This is a genomic window from Streptomyces sp. CS113, from assembly GCF_002188365.1.
GTDB classification, from domain to species: Bacteria; Actinomycetota; Actinomycetes; order Streptomycetales; family Streptomycetaceae; genus Streptomyces; species Streptomyces tendae.
Genome location: NZ_KZ195574.1, coordinates 2,622,176 through 2,639,859, shown reverse-complemented (window position 1 = coordinate 2,639,859; position 17,684 = coordinate 2,622,176). Strand labels below are relative to the sequence as shown.

The following is a 17,684-nucleotide window of genomic DNA, read 5'->3' as shown; positions in this document are numbered from 1 at the left end:
TCACACTAACGCTCCTGGTTGTAGGTGCTGTCAGGACCACGGTGTTCATTCCTTGTGTCCTGGCCGTTCGTTTCACTGCCTGCGTTGCGGCCTCGCTCGACGCCGCGCCGCAGGTTGCTCAGCCTGCCCCGGACGTCCTCCGGAGCGCGGGAGACCTGGGGGCCTCCCTGTGGAGTGGTCTCGGCCGCGCCCTCGACCAGGTTGGCCTTGGGCACCCGCCGCGGCAGACCCGAGGAGGTCACCCCGCCCGCCTTGGGCTTGCGCAGCGCCGAGGCCTGCTGCCAGCGGTCGTCGTTGGCCGACCGCCAGGTGTCCTCGCCGCCCGCCCCCGGTGCGGCGGCCGGCGTCTCCTGGCCCACGTGCTCCGCATCGCCCGCGCCGCTCGCGGTGGATCCGCGGCGGGGAAGACCGGCGTCGGTCAGCTCGTGGGCGGCGGAGGGGGCCGGCCCCGGACGGTCGAAGCCTACGCGGTCCGGCTCGGTCACGTCAGCGGCCTGGGCGGATTGCGCCTGCGGGGCACCCGCGGAGTACTGGTCCGGATATCCGTTCTGGTATCCGTCCTGCTGCGGCCAGTCGTCCTGGTGGCGCCGCTGCTCGAAGGGGGAGTAGCCCCCGTTCTCCTGCGGGCCGCCGTTCGGCGCGTAGTACTGCTCGTCGTACGACGCCTGCTGCGGTTCCTGGTAGGCCTGCTGCGGGTCCGCGTACGCCGACTGCTGGTCGTACCCGGCGCTCGCCGGCTCCTGGTACGCGCCGTTCTGCTGCTGGTAGCCGTCGAGGGGCTGGTCGTAGCCCGGCTGCTGTCCGTCGTAGCCCGGCTGCCGGCCGGTGAACTGGTCCTGGAACCCGGTGGCGTCGGTGCTCCCGCCGTCACCCCGGTCCACCGGACCCGGCAGCTCGGGGTGCGACTGGGCCTCCAGCGCGGCGCGGCGCTCCTCGCGCATCAGCGAGCGGCCGACCGGGTCCAGCTCGCGTATGTCGTCGGGGATCTCGGCGTACCGGCTGTCGTCGAAGCCCAGCTCGGCGGCGGTCCGCATGGGCTGGCCGACCTGGCCCACCTGGCCGAGGTTCTCGCCCTGGAAGTTCTGCTCCGGGATGATCTGCGACACGGTGAACTCGTCGCGCTGCTGCTGCTGCTCGCCACCGCCACCGTGGGTGATGGCGTCCGGGAGCATGACCAGCGAGGTGGTGCCCGCCTGCTCCCCGGAGGGGCGCAGCTGCACGCGGATGCCGTGCCGGTCGGACAGCCGGCCGACCACGAACAGGCCCATGCGCTGCGAGATCGCGGCGTCCACGGTCGGCGGGTTGGCCAGCTTGTGGTTGATGTCCGCGAAGTCCTCGGCGGTCAGGCCGATGCCCTTGTCGTGGATCTCGACCATCACGCGGCCGTCGGGCAGCCGGGTCGCGGTGACGCGGACCTTGGTCTGCGGCGAGGAGAACGTGGTGGCGTTCTCGAGCAGCTCGGCGAGCAGGTGCACGAGGTCGGTCACGGCGCGGCCGTGGATCTCGGCCTCGGGGACGCCCGACAGCTCGATGCGCTCGTACTGCTCCACCTCGGAGGAGGCGGCGCGCAGCACGTCGACCAGCGGAACCGGCTGGTCCCAGCGGCGGCCGGGCTCCTCGCCGGCGAGGACCAGGAGGTTCTCGCCGTTGCGGCGCATACGGGTGGCGAGGTGGTCCAGCCGGAAGAGGTTCTCCAGCTGGTCGGGGTCGGCCTCGTTGTTCTCCAGGTCGGTGATCAGGCTCAGCTGGCCCTCGATCAGCGACTGGTTGCGGCGCGACAGGTTGGTGAAGATCGCGTTGATGTTGCCCCGCAGCAGCGCCTGCTCGGCGGCGAGCCGGACCGCCTCGCGGTGCACCTGGTCGAAGGCGCGGGCGACTTCGCCGATCTCGTCGGTCGAGGTGATCGGGATCGGCTGCACCCGGGTGTCGACCCGGCCGGGGTCGGTGCGGGAGAGCTGGTCGACCAGCATCGGCAGCCGCTGCTCGGCGATGCCGAAGGCGGCGTTGCGCAGCTGGCGCATGGAGCGGCTCATCCCGCGGGCCACCATGCCGGCCAGGATGAACGCGGCGAGCAGCGCGATGACGATCGCGGCACCCGTGATGTAGGCGTCGCGCTCGGCGTCGTCGGCGATCGCGGACGCCTCGGACACCGCCTTGTCGGCCAGGTCCGACTCGATCTTCTGGTACGCGTCGAACTTGAGGGTGTTGACCGCCCACCAGTTTTCCGGCGTGATGCCCTGCTGGGCGAGCTCCGCCCGCGCGCCGGTGTCCGTGGAGGCGAGCTGGGCCAGCTCCGAGATCATGGTGGTCGGGTCGGACGGCGGCGGCACGTAGTCCGGGTCCTTGGCCTTGGCCTCCTTGGCCATGGCCGCGCCGTCCTCCTTGAGCTTCGCCTCGGCGTCCTCGAGCTTCTGCGCGTCAGCCTCGGTGCCGCCGCCGATGTACTCCTCGATCGCGATGCGCTCCAGGTACGCGTACGAGGAGAGCGCGACGCGCTGGCTGGCGAGGTGGCTGGGCTCCGGACCCGGCTTGACCAGCATGTGCATGCCGATGGAGCGCTCCAGGGAGAGCGCGGCCTTGGTCAGGGAGATGGCGTAGACGGTGCGGCCGTAGGAGGTGATGTTGCCGGTGCCCAGACCGAGCTCGTTGGCGAACTCCATCAGGGGATGGGCGACGCCGGTGTAGCCCTCCTCGGTCTCCACGCCCTTCAGCTTGGCGGTGTACGCGGCCGCCCGCAGCGTCTGGAGCTTGGGCTCCTGCTCGCGGAACACCTTCAGCCGGCGCTCCAGGCCGGCCTTGCCGGGCATGCCCTGGGCCGCCTCGTCGAAGGTGTCGGCCGCCTCGTCGGTGGCCTGGCGGGCCTTGGCGACGGTGGCGTCCTTTTCGCCCTTGCCTTGCAGCAGGGGGGCCGCCGTGATGTCGCGCTCGTTGTAGAGGGCGTTGGCGTAGCCGAGGGAGGCACGCACCAGACGCGCGGTGCTCTCGGCGTCCTCGGCGTCCTGCCAGGTGTCGATCGAGCTCTTCACCTGGAAGCCGCCCATGACGAGGCCGACCAGCACGGGTATGAGCAGGATCGCGTTCAGCCGGGTGGTCACCCGCCAGTTGCGCGGCGTGAAACGGCCACCGCTCGGCGCGGGCGGCTCGGCCTTCTGTTCCGCGGCCGGGGCGGGGGCGGGCGCCGCTGTGCGCGGCGGCGGGGTGAAGTTGCCCCGGGCCGATGGCTCGGGACTGTTCTTGCTTCGCCTCACTCGACCAACAACCTCTCGGCGGTCGGCACCTGTGTCGTGCCGCGGTGTCTCAGAACCCACTCCGTCAGTCATCGAGTACGCGCTACTGCTGAGTACGTCTTCGACCATGGGGCAGTTCTGGCATTCCAGCACGGCGACCAGCGCTCTTCCAAACAGTGGAACGCGGGGGTTACACGTGATGTAAGCCCCGCGTAAAACGGTCATAAAGAGCGAGGTCCGTCAAAAGACGGGGCGTTCGTGCGCGCAGCGAGACCAGTTGACCGCGTCGCGTGTCGGTACCACCCGATTCCTCTGCCGAAACGTTATGAACAGCGGAGCCGACCGTGTCAAAGGACACAGTCGGCTCCGACCCGTCTACGACAAGTGCCGTAGATGCCTGCCGACTTGGCTGCGGCGGTTGGCGGACCCGCCGTGGTGGCCTACCGCAGGCGGGCCATCAGCGCGTGCTCGACCAGCGTGATCAGTGCCGACTTCGCGTCGGCGCGGTGCCGGGCGTCGGTCGTGATGATCGGGGTGTCCGGACCGATTTGCAGCGCCTCGCGCACCTCGTCGGGGGAGTAGGGCTGCTGGCCGTCGAAGCCGTTGAGCGCGACGACGAACGGCAGGCCGCTGTTCTCGAAGTAGTCGACGGCCGGGAAGCAGTCGGCCAGCCGACGGGTGTCGCACAGCACGACCGCGCCGATGGCGCCGCGCACCAGGTCGTCCCACATGAACCAGAACCGGTCCTGGCCGGGCGTGCCGAACAGGTACAGGATCAGGTCCTGGTCGAGCGTGATGCGGCCGAAGTCCATGGCGACCGTGGTGGTCGTCTTGTCCCCGGCGTGCGTGAGGTCGTCGATCCCGGCGCTGGCCGAGGTCATCACGGCCTCGGTGCGCAGGGGGTTGATCTCGGAGACGGCGCCCACGAACGTGGTCTTGCCGACGCCGAAGCCGCCGGCGACCACGATCTTCGCGGAGGTGGTCGCCCGCCCTCCGTCAGAGCTTTCGAAGTCCACTGAGCACCCTTTCGAGCAGTGTCACGTCAGGCGCACCGCCGTTGTTCTCGTCTCCGCCGGGCTGGTGAATGGCGACGAGCCCGGCCTCCGCGAGGTCCGCGACCAGGATTCGCGCCACGCCGAGCGGCATCGCCAGCAGGGCCGACACCTCGGCCACCGATTTCACCTCGCGGCACAGGTGGCAGATCCGCTGGTGCTCGGGGAGCAGTCCCATGAGCGCTGCCGGGTCGGCCGTCGTACTGATCAGCGCCTCGATGGCGAGCTGGTAGCGCGGCCTGGTCCGGCCACCGGTCATCGCGTAGGGACGGACCAGCGGCTGGTCGCCCTCGTCCTCGTACGGCTCCGCGTACGGATCATGAGAGGCGGTGGGCGGGGTCATGAATCCTCCGGGCGGGACAGCAAGTCGGTCAGTCAAGCCGTCTGACGAGGCCGGTGGGGGGATTGTGGCGGCCGGACGGTGATTTGGTAACACGGGTGGTGCCGGGGCCGATCAGTGGAGCAGACTGCCTTGTAGTTCAGCGCGCAGGTCGGGTGTGAGGACCGCGCCCGCGCGGTCGACCAGGAGCGCCATCTCGTAGCCGACGAGGCCGATGTCGCATTCCGGGTGCGCGAGGACGGCCAGGGACGAGCCGTCCGAGACGGACATGAGGAAGAGGAACCCCCGCTCCATCTCCACGACCGTCTGCGCGACGTTGCCGCCCTCGAAGATCCGGGACGCCCCGGCGGTCAGCGAGGTCAGCCCCGAGGCGACGGCCGCGAGCTGGTCCGCGCGGTCGCGGGGGAAGCCCTCCGACATCGCCAGGAGGAGTCCGTCGGCGGACACGACGACGGTGTGGGACACCCCTGGGGTGTTGTCCACGAAATTCGTGATCAACCAGTTGAGGTTCTGTGCCGCCTGGCTCATCGGGCTCAACTAACGCTCCTGCTGGTGAGTGGGCCGCGGGTAGCTGCCGGTCTGGTTGGTACCGGCCTGACGGCCCTGTGCGATTCCCCGACGGAGATTGGTCAGCCGGCCGCGCACGTCGTCGGGCGCACGCGAAACCGCGGGACCGCTCTGGTGCGACTGCTGCTGAGCCGTTCCCGGGACGAGGTTGGCCCGGGGGACCCGGCGCGGGAGGCCGGAGGTGGTGACCCCGCCCGCGGCCGGCTGCCTGACGCGCTCCGCCTGCCGGACGAGATCGTCGTTCGGCGAGCTGCGCCAGGCCGAGGTGGCCGGCCGCTGGGGGGCCGCCGGGGTCTGGGGCTGGGCGGCCTGCGGCTCCGGGGACGCGGCCGGGGCGGCCTGCGGCGCCCTCGCCTCGCGGTCCCCGTGGAACCAGTTGGTCTCCAGCGTGTCGTACAGCGGCGTGCGTCCGTCACCGGGACCGGTGGCCGGGGGCAGGGCCCATCCGTCCTGGGGCCGCTGCGGGGGAGTTCCGTTGGTGTTCTGGCCCACCGGCTCCGGTGCGACCGGCCGCTGCGGGGCCGGCGGACGCGGGGCGCCGAAGTCGTTCCCGCCCTGCGTGCCGCCCGTCTGCGGACGCTCGAACTGGCCGGTGGCCGCCGGGTTCTGACGGACCGGCAGGTCGTGCTGCCCGGTCGAGCCGTTGTCGTAGCCCTGGGCACCGGCGAACCGGTCCGCCGGTGCCGAGCCGTTCGGGGCCGACGGGGCGGGCTGCCCGCCGAAGACGTCCGAGCGGACGAAGGAACCGCCGCCCTGCTGCGGCGCGGCCGGCTCGGGACGCGCGAACTGGTCGTTCCGCGGCGCGTCCTGGCCGAACCCGCTCCGGTCGTACTGGTCCTGGCCCGGCCGGCCCTGACCGTACTGGCCGGACCCGTACTGGTCCTGCCCGTACTGGTCCTGCCCGTACTGGTCCTGCCCGTACTGATCCTGCCCGTACTGGTTCTGGTCGTCGTGCTGCGGGTACTGGCTGCGGCCGTCGTACTGGTTCTGGCCGTCGTACTGGTTCTGCGCGGGCTGGGCGAACTGGCCCGTGTCCTGCGGCTCGTCCCGCCGGGGGGCCGGGGCGTCGAAGTCGGGGCGGGGGAACTCGGCCGTGGCGGCGGGGGACTGGGGCTCGCCGAACCGGGGCACGGCCGGCATCTCGGCGGTCGAGCCGGGACCCTGCCGTTCGTCGGCGCGGGAGCCGCCCGGCTCGTCGTGGCCGCGCGGCGCGTCCAGCGAGGCACGCGGCACGGGCGGCTGCGCGTTCTCGTCGCTCCAGCTGGGCACCCGCGGCTGCGGGTTGCCGCCGGGCAGCTCGGCCCGCGGACCGCCGCGCGGCGGCAGCTGGGGACGGCGGCCCTGCTCGGCGTCGCCGTTGCCACCGCGCTTGGCACGCTGCGGGGGCGCCGAGGGAGTGCGGGAGCCGCCGAACATGTCCTGGCCCTGCGAGGCGTTGTTCGCCGGCGCGTTGCCCTGCGGCGCGTTCATGCCCGCGGCCTGTAGCCCCTGCGGAGCACCCGGCGCCTGACCGGCACCTGCACCGGCACCGGCACCTGCTCCCGCCCCGGCCGGAGCCGGACGGTTCTGCTGGCCCGGGGCACCGGGGGACTGGGGCCCGCGCGCGCCACCCGGCGCACCCGGGCGGCCGCCCGCGTCGCGCCCGGGCAGTGCGGCCCGCGGTCCCTGGCCGGCACCGAGCCGGCCGCCCGGCGCACCGGCGCCGAGGGCACCGCCGCCACTTCCACCGCCGAAGGCACCGCCGCCCGCGAGGGCACCGCCGCCCGGTCCGCCGCGGCGGGCCGCGGCGACACCGGCGGCGGCCTGCGCGGCGGCCGGACCGCCGCTGCCCGCGCCGGGCTGACCGGGCTTGGGCTGCGGCTTGCGGCCGCCCTGGGCGACGTCGACGGGCAGCATGACCAGCGCGGTCGTACCGCCCGAGTCGGACGGGCGCAGCTGGATGCGGATGCCGTGGCGCTGCGAGAGGCGGCCGACCACGAACAGACCCATGCGGCGGGAGACGGAGACGTCCACGGTGGGCGGCGAGGCGAGCCGCTCGTTGATCGCGGCCAGGTCCTCCGGCGAGAGGCCGATACCGGTGTCGTGGATCTCGATCAGCACCCGGCCGTCGGGCAGCGCGTGACCGGTGACCTTGACCTTGGTCTGCGGGGAGGAGAACGAGGTCGCGTTCTCCAGCAGCTCGGCGAGCAGGTGCACGAGGTCGTTGACCACGCGGCCGGCGACCTCGGTGCTCGGCACGGAGGCCAGCTCGATGCGCTCGTACTGCTCCACCTCGGAGGCGGCGGCACGGAGCACGTCGACCAGCGGGACCGGACGGGTCCAGCGCCGGCCCGGCTCCTCACCGGCGAGGACGAGGAGGTTCTCACCGTTACGGCGCATACGCGTGGCGAGGTGGTCGAGCTTGAACAGCGAGGACAGCTGGTCCGGGTCGGCCTCGCGGGACTCCAGTTCGGAGATGAGCGAGAGCTGACGCTGGATGAGGCCCTGGGAGCGGCGCGAGAGGTTGGTGAACATCGCGTTGACGTTGCCCCGCAGCAGGGCCTGCTCGGCGGCGAGGCGGACCGCCTCGCGGTGCACGTCGTCGAAGGCCGCGGCCACTCGGCCGATCTCGTCCCGGGAGTGCACGCCGACCGACTCCACCGAGGTGTCGACGTCCTGCGGGTCGGTCTCGGAGAGCTGCTTGACCAGCTCGGGCAGGCGGTCCTGGGCGACCTTGGTCGCGGTGTCCTCCAGCCGGCGCAGCGAGCGGATCATGGACCGCGCCACGACGAACGCGCCGACCAGCGAGACGCCGAGCACGAGCAGGATGAGGACACCGGAGATGATGGCCTCTTGCTCGGACTCGTTGCGCAGCTCGCGGGCCTGCTGCTCCATGTCCTCCAGCAGCTTCAGCTCGATGTTCTTCATCTGCTGGATCTTGGTGGAGCTGTCGTCCAGCCAGTCCTGGTAGGACCGCGACTTCAGGCCCGCCAGACCGCCGGTCTTGGCGAGGGCGCGGCCCGCGTACTGGTCGGACGCCTCGATCACCGGGTTGCCCTCGGAGATCGGCTTGAGCAGGTCCTCGGCACCCTCGCCGTAGATGCTGGTGAAGCTGCGGATCTCGGAGGTCTGGCTCTGTAGCGCGGACTGGGCGTACAGCCGGTCGTTCTCGGCGAGGTCGCCCTTGTCCCTGTTGTTCGCCGGGAGTGCCGCCGCGAGGACCGCGCGCTGGATGGACGCGTACTCCTTGGCCGAGGAGAAGGCCGACAGGGCGCGGGTGCGCTGGATCATGTCGGGGTTGCTGGTCGCCTCCGCCATGTCCTGCGAGAGGTCGAGCAGGTGGGTGATCAGGCGGTGGTAGGCCTCGACCGTCTGGGTCGAGTTGTCGTTGGCCGTGTACGCCGCGCTGCGGATCTTGGTCAGGTCGTTCAGGTCGCTCGCGATGCCGACGAGGCTGTCCCGGACGCCGACGAGCTTGCCGTCCTTGCTCGCCGCGTCGATCTGCTCGGACTTGTCGAGGAAGTTCTTCAGGGCCCGGTCGGTCTGCTCGCGGTCGCCCTTGACGGCGATCGCGCTGGACTTCGAGCCGTGGGCCAGCGGACCGGCGGACTGGTCGCGCTCCTCCTGGAGCGCGGCGGCCAGTTCCGTGGCCTGCTTGGTCATCTCGGTCAGCAGCTTCATGTTCTCGAGCTGCTGGATGTCGTCCATCGACTGGTTGATGCGCAGTGCGCCCAGCGAGGTCGCCGCGACCACCGGGAGCGCCAGCAGCGACACCAGACGGGTGGAGATCCGCCAGTTGCGCAGGGCTATTCGCGGGCCGGGGCCGGTCGAGCCCTTGGCCGGCTTGGTGGGCGACTGCTGGCCGGAAGCCGACGGGCCCGTCGCCTGACCGGCGCGCTCCCCGCCGTCACCGGGCTGGGTCTGGCCCGGGTTCTGGGCGTGCTGGGGCGAGGAGCTGACGGCCTTGGGGCCAGTCCCGCCCTGCGGCTCCGGCTCCGCCGAAGCGCTGCCATCCCTCTTGAAACGTCCCTGCACTAGCGTCGCAACCTCTGGACCAGGCGCCCTGCCGCGTGAACGGTCGGGCACGGTGTCGGCGTCAAAGGGGCGCCCTGAATACGCCCCTGTGTTGGTCGTGAGTGACCGGCGCTGGCTCCCCCTTCTCACCGCCGCTCGGCGCTGGTGTGCGCCCCCTGTGCGCCGGGTCGATCCTGCGGCGGTCCGTGGAATTCCAGCACAGTGCAGGATCTCCAACAAGGCCCGTGGGGCAGGCCGTGAGATACGTGACACCACGTGAGGGCCGGGTCACCAGCCGTAGAAGATGATCACCCGTAAACCGGACGTATGCACGCGAGTCGTCGAGGCTTGGCGGGTGTCCCAGTCGCCATGATCAGCAGCGGAATGATGCCTTCAGATGTGCAATGTCGGTTTAGTCGGAGTGGCGGCGGCGTCGCAATTGACCGGTTTGACCCTTGATAAGTGAGCAAACTCACACCCGGAACGTGGACTCCCCCACGGCTGGTGGGGAATCGCGTGTTTAGCCTGACGCTTTACAGAGAAGGCAAAACCGACAACCCGCGCCCTCGCAGGGGCTTTCACCGCCCCTCGGGCGCCCGGACACGACAGGGCCTCGTACAACCGTGAAGACGACGATGATGTTCCACAAGATCGCCAACCCGCGACGCACGACGCTGGCGCACCTCACAGACGCCGACGGACCGCAGACGCCGGAGCAGCCGGAGCACGCCGTCGAGCTCCCCGCCCAGACCGCCAACCCCCGCCGCACGATCCTCATGGAGGCCCCGGTCGCGGCGTCGGTCGCAGAGTAGTACGGCACCCGGCCGCGGACCGTTCAGCGGCCACTCGGGCAGGCCCGCCGCGTTAGCCTGGAGCGTCAGACTCCAGCCAGCTCAGTCAAGGGGCCAAGCAACCCGTGCGCATCGCCAGGTTCTCCATCGACGGGAACGTCGCCTTCGGCGCGGTCGAGGGCGACCAGCCGGACCAGCTCGTCCTCGACATCATCAAGGGCATCCCGTTCGCGGACTTCGAGCTCTCCGGCACCAAGGTGCCCCTGAGCAAGGTGCGGCTCCTGCCGCCGGTACTCCCCAGCAAGGTCGTCGCCTTCGGCCGCAACTACGCCGAGCACGCCCGCGAACTCGGCAACGAGGTGCCCGACGCCCCGTTCGCCTTCTTCAAGCCGTCCACCTCCGTGATCGGCCCCGGCGACGCCATCCAGTACCCCTCCTTCACCGAGGAACTGCACCACGAGGCCGAACTGGCCGTCGTCATCGGCCGCATGTGCCGCGAGGTCCCGCGCGAACGCGTCCAGGACGTGATCTTCGGCTACACCTGCGCCAACGACATCACCGCCCGCGACGTGCAGCGCCGTGAGAAGCAGTGGGCCAGGGCCAAGGGCTTCGACTCCTCCTGTCCGCTCGGCCCCTGGGTGGAGACGGACCTCGACATCCCGACCGCGAGCGACCTGACCATCCAGCTCACGGTCAACGGCGGCCAGCGGCAGCTCGGCCGCACCAGCGAGATGATCCACTCCATCGAGGATCTGATCGTCAACATCTCCGAGGCGATGACGCTGCTCCCCGGCGACGTGATTCTCACGGGCACCCCGGCCGGCGTCGGCCCCCTCAACGTCGGCGACGAGGTCGCCGTCACCATCGAAGGCATCGGCACTCTCACCAACAAGGTTGTCAAGCGTGGCTAGCGCATCCGGCTCCTCCGTACGCGTCCGTTTCTGTCCGTCCCCCACCGGCAACCCCCACGTGGGCCTGGTCCGCACCGCCCTGTTCAACTGGGCCTTCGCGCGCCACCACCAGGGCACGCTGGTCTTCCGCATCGAGGACACCGACGCGGCCCGCGACTCCGAGGAGTCGTACGACCAGCTCCTCGACGCGATGCGGTGGCTGGGCTTCGACTGGGACGAGGGCCCCGAGGTCGGCGGCCCGCACGCGCCGTACCGCCAGTCGCAGCGCATGGACATCTACCGGGACGTCGCGCAGAAGCTCCTGGACGCCGGCCACGCCTACCGCTGCTACTGCTCCCAGGACGAGCTGGACACCCGCCGTGAGGCGGCCCGCGCCGCCGGCAAGCCCTCCGGGTACGACGGCCACTGCCGCGAGCTGACCGACGCCCAGGTCGAGGAGTACGTGTCGCAGGGCCGCGAGCCCATCGTCCGCTTCCGGATGCCCGACGAGGCGATCACCTTCACGGACCTGGTCCGCGGCGAGATCACCTACCTCCCGGAGAACGTCCCGGACTACGGCATCGTCCGAGCCAACGGCGTCCCGCTCTACACGCTCGTCAACCCGGTCGACGACGCCCTGATGGAGATCACCCACGTCCTGCGCGGCGAGGACCTGCTCTCCTCCACCCCGCGCCAGATCGCCCTGTACAAGGCGCTCATCGAACTGGGCGTCGCCAAGGAGATCCCCGCCTTCGGCCACCTGCCGTACGTCATGGGCGAGGGCAACAAGAAGCTGTCCAAGCGCGACCCGCAGTCGAGCCTCAACCTCTACCGCGAGCGCGGCTTCCTCCCCGAGGGCCTGCTCAACTACCTCTCCCTCCTCGGCTGGTCGCTCTCCGCCGACCAGGACATCTTCACGATCGAGGAGATGGTCGCGGCCTTCGACGTCTCCGACGTACAGCCCAACCCGGCACGCTTCGACCTGAAGAAGTGCGAGGCGATCAACGCCGACCACATCCGGCTCCTGGAGATCAAGGACTTCGCCGAGCGCTGCCGCCCCTGGCTGAAGGCCCCCGTCGCCCCCTGGGCGCCGGAGGACTTCGACGAGGCCAAGTGGCAGGCGATCGCGCCGCACGCGCAGACCCGCCTCAAGGTCCTCTCCGAGATCACCGACAACGTCGACTTCCTGTTCCTGCCGGAGCCGGTCTTCGACGAGGCGAGCTGGACCAAGGCCATGAAGGAGGGCTCGGACGCGCTCCTGACCACGGCACGCGAGAAGCTCGACGCCGCCGACTGGGCGTCCCCCGAGTCCCTCAAGGAGGCCGTCCTGGCCGCCGGTGAGGCCCACGGCCTCAAGCTCGGCAAGGCCCAGGCCCCCGTCCGCGTCGCCGTCACCGGCCGCACGGTCGGCCTGCCCCTCTTCGAGTCCCTGGAGGTCCTGGGCAAGGAGAAGGCACTGGCCAGGATCGACGCGGCGCTGGCGCGGCTCGCCGCGTAAACCGGCAGCACGTGTGAAGGGCGGCGTCCGCATGGGCGCCGCCCTTTTCCGTTACCCCGCCCGGGTGCTCCGACCGGCGCCGCCGCCCCGGCCCCCGCAGACTGGCGGCATGCGCCGCGAGGACATCGACCCACGCTTCTTCGGAGACCGGCTCGCCTACAACCGGGCCGTACTCGTCGAACAGCCCCGGCGCTGGCTCGTGGTCGCCGGCCACGAGGCCCGCGACGACGAGGGCGGCATCGCCGCCGTGGGCGACGTCCGCGGCCAGCTCCGGCTGACCTTCCGGCGCCTGGAGGAGACCCTGGACAAGGCCGGGTTCGCCCTGAGCGACCTCGTCCAGATCCGGATCCTCACCGTCGACATCGAGGCGGTGACGGCCCACTACGACGCCGTACTGGCCGAACTGGCCGCCGCCGACTGCCGCCCGGCCAGCCTGCTCGCCGAGGTACGGGCCCTGTCCGACCCGCGGATGCTGGTCGAGATCGAGGGCCTGGCCGCGCAGTAGCCCGGGCCACCGCCACTCCAGCGGCCTAGGCTGGCCCCATGCCGATCAAAGCCGTGGTCTGGGACGTCGACGACACACTCTTCGACTACACCACCGCCGACCGCGAGGGCATGCGTGCCCATCTGGTCGCCGAGGGACTGCTCGCCGGGTACGGGTCGGCCGAGGAGGCCCTCGTGCGCTGGCGGGAGATCACCGACCAGCAGTGGGCGCGCTTCGCGGCGGGCGAGGTGGACTTCGTCACACAGCGGCGCGACCGCACCCGGGTCTTCCTCGGCCGGCCGGAGCTGACGGACGCCGAGGCCGACGACTGGTTCCGGCGGTACGTCACGCACTACGAGGCCGCCTGGTCCCTCTTCCCGGACGTGATGCCCGTGCTCGACGCGCTCGCCGACAGCCACCGGCACGCCGTGCTCTCCAACTCCAGCCTCACCGTCCAGGACCGCAAACTGCGCGTCCTCGGCGTGCACGACCGCTTCGAGGCCATCCTGTGCGCCGCCGAGCTGGGCGTCTCCAAGCCGGAGGCCGGGGCCTTCCTCGCGGCCTGCGACGCCCTCGGGCTCGGCCCGGCCGAGGTCGCCTACGTCGGCGACCACCCGGAGATCGACGGACGCGGCGCCGCCGACGCCGGGCTGCTCTCGGTCTGGATCGACCGCGGCGGCGTCTACGCGACGGTCGACCCGCCGGCCGGGCCCCGCCGCATCGCCTCGCTCTCCGAACTTCCGGCGCTGCTCGGCGCCGATACCCGTTTTGGAGCCCCGTCCACCTTCGGGTAATGTTCTTCCTGCGCCGCCGGAGAGCGGGCCGAAGGGCCGGGAACCGGAAGCGCAACGCTAGAACAAGAACCCCTCGGGGCTTGCGTTCCAGTGGCCTATGGTGTAATTGGCAGCACGACTGATTCTGGTTCAGTTAGTCTAGGTTCGAGTCCTGGTAGGCCAGCTCGCAGAGCTTATCTGCGCCGCGGAGCACATCCGCAAGGCCCCCGTTGTGTAGCGGCCTAGCACGCCGCCCTCTCAAGGCGGTAGCGCCGGTTCGAATCCGGTCGGGGGTACAGATCCTTCCCGCGAGGGCAGCCGGGTAGCTCCCACTGTTCTCGATGCAGGATCGCTAGGGCCCCCGTTGTGTAGCGGCCTAGCACGCCGCCCTCTCAAGGCGGTAGCGCCGGTTCGAATCCGGTCGGGGGTACGAACTGGTCTAAACCACATTGGTCTATGGTGTAATTGGCAGCACGACTGATTCTGGTTCAGTTAGTCTAGGTTCGAGTCCTGGTAGACCAGCTCGGATCTGCGGCGATGCAGTAGTCAGCGCCCGCAAGATCCACGCCCCCGTTGTGTAGCGGCCTAGCACGCCGCCCTCTCAAGGCGGTAGCGCCGGTTCGAATCCGGTCGGGGGTACGTGAGTCCCAAGGGGGCTTCCGCTGAGGCGGGAGCCCCCTTCGGCATTCCTCCGGCGTTCACCCGATGCCGTACCGCCGCGCCGACTCCTCCTCCGAGGCGTGGGTCTCCATGAAGTCGAGGTCCCCGTCGGGCCACCTCCGTCATCAACTCGCCGTAGGCCGCCGGGGAAAGCGCGGAGCGGCGGGTCGTCGCCCCGGGGAAGGCCGCGGACGGGGCCTGGGAACGGCGCCGGGCCCGCCGCGGCGTTGAGGCGGGCCCGTGACCGGTCAGAGGTGTCCGGGGGCGGTCAGCCGTTGCGGCGCAGTGCCTCGGAGAGGCGGCCGGCGGCGTCGATGATGGCCTGCGCGTGCATGCGGCCGGGGTGGCGGGTCAGGCGCTCGATGGGCCCGGAGACGGACACGGCGGCCACCACGCGGTTGGAGGGGCCGCGCACCGGCGCGGAGACGGACGCGACGCCGGGCTCCCGCTCGCCGATGGACTGGGCCCAGCCGCGGCGGCGCACGCCGGACAGGGCCGTCGCCGTGAAGCGGGCGCCCTGGAGGCCGCGGTGCAGGCGCTCGGGCTCCTCCCAGGCCATGAGGATCTGCGCCGAGGAGCCGGCTTTCATGGTGAGCGTGGAACCGACCGGGACCGTGTCCCGAAGGCCCGACAGGCGCTCGGCCGCGGCCACGCAGATGCGCATGTCGCCCTGGCGGCGGTAGAGCTGGGCGCTCTCGCCGGTGACGTCGCGCAGGTGGGTGAGGACCGGGCCCGCCGTGGCGAGCAGGCGGTCCTCGCCGGCCGCCGCGGCCAGTTCGGCCAGGCGCGGGCCGAGGATGAAGCGGCCCTGCATGTCGCGCGCCACCATACGGTGGTGTTCCAGCGCCACGGCCAGGCGGTGGGCCGTGGGTCGTGCCAGTCCGGTCGCACCGACCAACCCCGCGAGGGTGGCCGGACCGGACTCCAGAGCGCTCAGGACGAGGGCCGCCTTGTCCAGAACGCCGACGCCGCTACTGTTGTCCATGCAACGATACTCCCGTCTCACTCTGTGAAACGCAAGTTCAATTTTCCGTGGAACCCGCCACTCTGGAAGGCACGTAGTCACAACGGCCCGTGACGCATGGGCCTGGTGGCGGTTGCCCGGAATCACAGGGGTGCGGGCACCGCTTCCCCAAGATCACTAGTTGGGTCGGCGCTGCGTCGCCGACCGAAGGGAAAGCGATGGGTAGGACACTCGCGGAGAAGGTCTGGGACGACCACGTCGTCCGGCGCGCCGAGGGCGAGCCCGACCTCCTCTTCATCGATCTGCACCTGCTGCACGAGGTGACCAGCCCGCAGGCCTTCGACGGCCTCCGCAAGAGCGGCCGCCCGGTGCGGCGGCTCGACCTGACCATCGCCACCGAGGACCACAACACCCCGACGCTCGACATCGACAAGCCCATCGCGGACCCGGTCTCCCGGGCCCAGCTGGAGACGCTGCGCAAGAACTGCGCGGAGTTCGGCGTCCGGCTGCACCCGCTGGGCGACGTCGAGCAGGGCGTCGTGCACGTCGTCGGCCCCCAGCTCGGCCTGACCCAGCCCGGCACCACCGTGGTCTGCGGCGACTCGCACACCTCGACGCACGGCGCCTTCGGCGCGCTGGCGTTCGGCATCGGCACCTCCCAGGTCGAGCACGTGCTGGCCACCCAGACGCTGCCCATGGCCCGCCCGAAGACCATGGCGATCACGATCAACGGCGCACTGCCCGAGGGCGTCACGGCCAAGGACCTGATCCTGGCGATCATCGCGAGGATCGGCACCGGCGGCGGCCAGGGCTACATCCTGGAGTACCGGGGCGAGGCCATCGAGAAGCTCTCGATGGAGGCCCGCATGACCATCTGCAACATGTCGATCGAGGCCGGCGCCCGCGCGGGCATGATCGCCCCCGACGAGACCACCTTCGCCTACCTCCAGGGCCGCCCGCACGCCCCCGAGGGCGCGGACTGGGACGCGGCGGTGGAGTACTGGAAGACGCTGCGTACGGACGACGACGCCGAGTTCGACGCCGAGGTGGTCATCGAGGCCGCCGAGCTGGCGCCGTTCGTCACCTGGGGCACCAACCCCGGCCAGGGCGCGCCGCTTTCCGCCGCCGTCCCCGACCCGGCTTCGTACGAAGACGCCTCGGAGCGCTTCGCCGCCGAAAAGGCCCTGGAGTACATGGGCTTGGCGGCCGGGCAGCCGCTGCGCTCCATCAAGGTGGACACCGTCTTCGTAGGTTCCTGCACCAACGGCCGCATCGAGGACCTGCGTGCCGCCGCCGAGATCGTCCGGGACCGCAAAGTCGCCGACGGCGTACGCATGCTGGTCGTCCCGGGCTCCGCGCGGGTCGGTCTGCAGGCCGTCTCCGAGGGCCTGGACGTGGTCTTCAAGGAGGCCGGCGCCGAATGGCGGCACGCGGGCTGCTCGATGTGCCTGGGCATGAACCCGGACCAGCTGGCCCCCGGCGAGCGCTCCGCGTCCACCTCCAACCGCAACTTCGAGGGGCGCCAGGGCAAGGGCGGCCGCACCCACCTGGTGTCGCCGCAGGTCGCGGCCGCGACGGCGGTCCTGGGCCACCTGGCCTCCCCGGCCGACCTGTCCGCCGCCGACGTCCCCACGCCCGCTGGAGTCTGAGAGTCATGGAAGCGTTCACCAAGCACACCGGCCGGGCCGTCCCGCTGCGCCGCAGCAACGTCGACACCGACCAGATCATCCCGGCCCACTGGCTCAAGAAGGTGACCCGGGACGGGTTCGAGGACGGGCTCTTCGAGGCCTGGCGCAAGGACCCCGAGTTCGTGCTCAACCGGCCCGAGCGCGCGGGCGCCACCGTCCTGGTCGCCGGTCCCGACTTCGGCACCGGCTCCTCGCGCGAGCACGCCGTCTGGGCCTTGCAGAACTACGGCTTCAAGACCGTGATCTCCTCCCGCTTCGCCGACATCTTCCGCGGCAACTCGCTGAAGAACGGCCTGCTCACGGTGGTCCTCGACCAGAAGACCGTGGACGCGCTGTGGGAGCTGGTGGAGCAGGACCCGCAGGCCGAGATCACCGTCGACCTGGAGGCCCGCGAGGTCCGCGCCGAGGGCGTCACCGCCTCCTTCGAGCTGGACGAGAACTCCCGCTGGCGGCTGCTGAACGGGCTGGACGACATCTCGATCACCCTCCAGAACGAGGCGGACATCGCCGCGTACGAGGCGAAGCGCCCTTCGTTCAAGCCGCAGACCGTCCAGGTCTGATCACCCGGAGCCCGCACACGCCTCCCCGGGGGCTCCGCAAGGTCGAGTTTCGGCCACCCGACATCGCCGCCGTACCCCCGATCAGCCCGATCGGGGGTACGGCCGTTTCTGGATCCGTCCGCGCCCGCCCGTGACGGGCGTGACGCACAACTTCCCACGTTAGAGGCGTGGTTGCCGGGGTACGCAGGTGGTGGAGG

General features: G+C 71.0%; 13 protein-coding genes and 5 tRNA genes. 12 read left to right on the top strand and 6 right to left on the bottom strand.

From position 1 onward, the window contains the following. Nucleotides 1-5: 5 nt before the first annotated feature. From B9W62_RS11335 to B9W62_RS11315, 5 genes are all read right to left on the bottom strand, one after another. Entirely contained in the window at nt 6-3,248 is a 3,243-nt protein-coding gene (locus tag B9W62_RS11335) for a sensor histidine kinase (RefSeq protein ID WP_179235430.1), read from the bottom strand. A gap of 419 nt (nt 3,249-3,667) precedes the next feature. Then, on the bottom strand, nt 3,668-4,243 hold the full coding sequence (locus tag B9W62_RS11330; RefSeq protein WP_003973455.1) for a GTP-binding protein: 576 nt from the start codon (nt 4,241-4,243) through the stop codon (nt 3,668-3,670). Further along, nucleotides 4,224-4,622 (bottom strand): DUF742 domain-containing protein, encoded by a 399-nt coding sequence (locus B9W62_RS11325; RefSeq protein ID WP_003973454.1) that lies wholly within the window; start codon nt 4,620-4,622, stop codon nt 4,224-4,226. Before B9W62_RS11325 ends, B9W62_RS11330 begins: the two co-directional genes overlap by 20 nt. A 111-nt stretch (nt 4,623-4,733) precedes the next feature. After that, nucleotides 4,734-5,147 (bottom strand): roadblock/LC7 domain-containing protein, encoded by a 414-nt coding sequence (locus tag B9W62_RS11320; RefSeq protein WP_003973453.1) that lies wholly within the window; start codon nt 5,145-5,147, stop codon nt 4,734-4,736. Nucleotides 5,148-5,156: 9 nt separating this feature from the next. Continuing rightward, the gene (locus tag B9W62_RS11315; protein WP_087807056.1) at nt 5,157-9,200 is read right to left on the bottom strand and encodes a sensor histidine kinase; all 4,044 of its coding nucleotides are present in this window, start codon (nt 9,198-9,200) and stop codon (nt 5,157-5,159) included. Nucleotides 9,201-9,802: 602 nt separating this feature from the next. On the opposite strand from B9W62_RS11315, the gene B9W62_RS11310 reads away from it, so the two are divergent. From B9W62_RS11310 to B9W62_RS11265, 10 genes are all read left to right on the top strand, one after another. After that, nucleotides 9,803-9,991: a hypothetical protein gene (locus B9W62_RS11310; RefSeq protein WP_179235279.1), complete on the top strand. Its 189-nt coding sequence runs from the start codon at nt 9,803-9,805 to the stop codon at nt 9,989-9,991. 104 nt (nt 9,992-10,095) lie between these two features. Further along, on the top strand, nt 10,096-10,881 hold the full coding sequence (locus tag B9W62_RS11305; protein WP_087807055.1) for a fumarylacetoacetate hydrolase family protein: 786 nt from the start codon (nt 10,096-10,098) through the stop codon (nt 10,879-10,881). After that, on the top strand, nt 10,874-12,358 hold the full coding sequence (gene gltX, locus B9W62_RS11300) for a glutamate--tRNA ligase (RefSeq protein WP_087807054.1): 1,485 nt from the start codon (nt 10,874-10,876) through the stop codon (nt 12,356-12,358). Before B9W62_RS11305 ends, gltX begins: the two co-directional genes overlap by 8 nt. 109 nt (nt 12,359-12,467) lie before the next feature. Then, nucleotides 12,468-12,863 carry a RidA family protein gene (locus B9W62_RS11295; protein WP_087807053.1) on the top strand — a complete coding sequence of 132 codons (396 nt, stop codon included), beginning with the start codon at nt 12,468-12,470 and terminating at the stop codon, nt 12,861-12,863. A 38-nt stretch (nt 12,864-12,901) separates the two neighbouring features. Continuing rightward, complete coding sequence (locus B9W62_RS11290; protein WP_087807052.1) at nt 12,902-13,636, top strand: HAD family hydrolase; 735 nt, start codon at nt 12,902-12,904, stop codon at nt 13,634-13,636. Nucleotides 13,637-13,727: 91 nt separating this feature from the next. Then, nucleotides 13,728-13,799 (top strand) — tRNA-Gln (locus tag B9W62_RS11285). Between the two features lie 39 nt (nt 13,800-13,838). Beyond that, a tRNA-Glu gene (locus B9W62_RS11280) sits at nt 13,839-13,911 on the top strand. A 61-nt stretch (nt 13,912-13,972) separates the two neighbouring features. Beyond that, nucleotides 13,973-14,045: transfer RNA gene (locus B9W62_RS11275), tRNA-Glu, on the top strand. A 20-nt stretch (nt 14,046-14,065) separates the two neighbouring features. Continuing rightward, nucleotides 14,066-14,137 (top strand) — tRNA-Gln (locus B9W62_RS11270). A 44-nt stretch (nt 14,138-14,181) separates the two neighbouring features. Beyond that, nucleotides 14,182-14,254: transfer RNA gene (locus B9W62_RS11265), tRNA-Glu, on the top strand. Between the two features lie 289 nt (nt 14,255-14,543). Here B9W62_RS11265 and ndgR read toward each other — a convergent pair. Next, nucleotides 14,544-15,260: an IclR family transcriptional regulator NdgR gene (gene ndgR / locus B9W62_RS11260; protein ID WP_011030305.1), complete on the bottom strand. Its 717-nt coding sequence runs from the start codon at nt 15,258-15,260 to the stop codon at nt 14,544-14,546. Nucleotides 15,261-15,457: 197 nt separating this feature from the next. Here ndgR and leuC point away from each other — a divergent pair, with 197 nt between their 5' ends. Both leuC and leuD read left to right on the top strand, forming a co-directional pair. Then, the gene (leuC, locus tag B9W62_RS11255; RefSeq protein WP_087807051.1) at nt 15,458-16,888 is read left to right on the top strand and encodes a 3-isopropylmalate dehydratase large subunit; all 1,431 of its coding nucleotides are present in this window, start codon (nt 15,458-15,460) and stop codon (nt 16,886-16,888) included. A 5-nt stretch (nt 16,889-16,893) separates the two neighbouring features. Continuing rightward, nucleotides 16,894-17,487 carry a 3-isopropylmalate dehydratase small subunit gene (leuD, locus tag B9W62_RS11250; protein ID WP_087807050.1) on the top strand — a complete coding sequence of 198 codons (594 nt, stop codon included), beginning with the start codon at nt 16,894-16,896 and terminating at the stop codon, nt 17,485-17,487. Nucleotides 17,488-17,684 lie beyond the last annotated feature (197 nt).